The following is a 1,718-nucleotide window of genomic DNA, read 5'->3' as shown; positions in this document are numbered from 1 at the left end:
TCACCCAGCAATTTTTTAAATTCCCGGGTTAACAGGGGCACCACCTCAAAGAGGTCGCCGACGATGCCGTAGTCGGCCACTTTAAAGATGTTGGCCTCCGGATCTTTGTTGATGGCCACAATCACCTTGGATGAACCCATGCCGGCCAGGTGCTGGATGGCTCCCGAAATGCCGCAGGCAATGTAGAGCACCGGAGAAACGGTTTTGCCCGTCTGCCCCACCTGCATGCTGTGGGGGGCGTAGCCGGCGTCCACCGCCGCCCGGGAGGCGCCCACCGCCGCTCCCAGCACGTCGGCCAGCTCCTCTAAAATCTTAAAGTTTTCCGCCGCTTTCATGCCCCGGCCGCCGGAAACGATGATGTCGGCTTCGGTGAGTTCGGGGCGGCTGCTGACCTGGCGGACCACTTCTTTGATGATTTGCCGGATGTCTTTCGGCCGGGCGTCCACCGTGACCACTTCCGCCGCCCGGCCGGGCCGGGGCCGGGCCGCCGTGAGAACGTTGGGCCGGAAGGTGGCACAAATGGGCCGCGCCTCGGGACAGGCCGCCCGCACAAAGGCCTTGCCGGCGTATATGGGCCGGGTAAAGATTATCCGGCCGTCCTCCAGGTCCACACCGGTGCAGTCGGTGCACAGGCCCGTCCCCAGTCGCTGGGCCACCCGGGCGGCCAGGTCCCGGCCCAAAACGGTGTAGCCCAGGAATATGGCCGTGGGCTGGTATTCTTCGGCCAGGCCAGCCAGCACCTGGCTGTAGCCGTCGTTGGTGTAGTTTTCCAGAGCGTCATTTTCCGCCACATATACTTTATCGGCGCCGTACTCCGCCAGGGTACCGGCCAGTCCGGCTACTTCTTTGCCAATCAATACGGCGCAGAGTTCTTCACCCAGCCCGTCGGCCAGCCGGCGGCCGGCACCCAGTATTTCCAGGGATACTTTTTTCAGTTGACCATTCTTTTGTTCGGCGTATACCCAGATTCCCTTTGCCATTTTCCTTTCCTCCCCTTTGCTGTTAGATGATCTTGGCTTCTTCCCGCAGCGCTTTTACCAGGGCCGCCGCCGCTTCCGGCGGTTCGCCGGGGATGATTTTCCCCGCCGCCCGGGGGGAGGGTAAAAAGTAGCTTAAAGCCCGTACTTTCGGAGCCACCTGGCCTTCGTCCAGACCCAGGTCACGCAGGCCCAGTTTGTTCATGGGTTTTTTCCTGGCCTGCATGATTCCCTTCATGGAGGGGTAGCGGGGTTCGTTCAAACCCTTCTGGGCGGTGATCACCGCCGGCAGGGGCACTTCCACCACTTCGCTGCCCCCTTCAATTTCCCTGGTGGCCAGGGCCTTACCGTCGTTAACTTCCAGTTTGGTGACCATGTTCACCACGGGCAGGCCCAGGATTTCGGCCACCCGGCCGGCCACCTGGGCCGAACCGTCGTCGATGGCCCGCCAGCCGCCCAGAATCAGGTCGTATTCCAGCTGAGCAATGGCTTTGGCCAGGATGGTGGCCGTGCTGTATTCGTCCATTTCCTCCATTGCGGGATTGACCAGCACCGCCCTGTCGGCGCCCATGGCCAGGGCCTGGCGAAGGACGTCCTGGGCCTTTTCCCCGCCCACGCTGACCACGGTCACTTCCCCTTTGGTTTTCTCCTTGATGCGCAGGGCTTCTTCCACGGCAAATTCGTCGTAGGGGTTCATGATCAGGCTGACCCCTTCTCTATTGATTTTGCCCTGATTATCAA

2 protein-coding genes are annotated in these 1,718 nt (G+C 61.4%); both read right to left on the bottom strand.

Annotation, left to right across the window (positions count from 1 at the left end; translation table 11 throughout):
- On the bottom strand, window positions 1-980 hold a 980-nt coding region (locus GFC01_RS17690; RefSeq protein WP_152948466.1), incomplete at its 3' end, for an electron transfer flavoprotein subunit alpha/FixB family protein.
- 22 nt (window positions 981-1,002) lie between these two features.
- Window positions 1,003-1,718: electron transfer flavoprotein subunit beta/FixA family protein (locus tag GFC01_RS17685; RefSeq protein ID WP_152948465.1), on the bottom strand; the 716-nt coding region annotated here is incomplete at its 5' end.

This window comes from Desulfofundulus thermobenzoicus (genome assembly GCF_009428905.1).
Taxonomy (GTDB): Bacteria; Bacillota; Desulfotomaculia; order Desulfotomaculales; family Desulfovirgulaceae; genus Desulfofundulus_A; species Desulfofundulus_A thermobenzoicus.
This window is presented reverse-complemented; position numbering and strand designations above follow the sequence as displayed.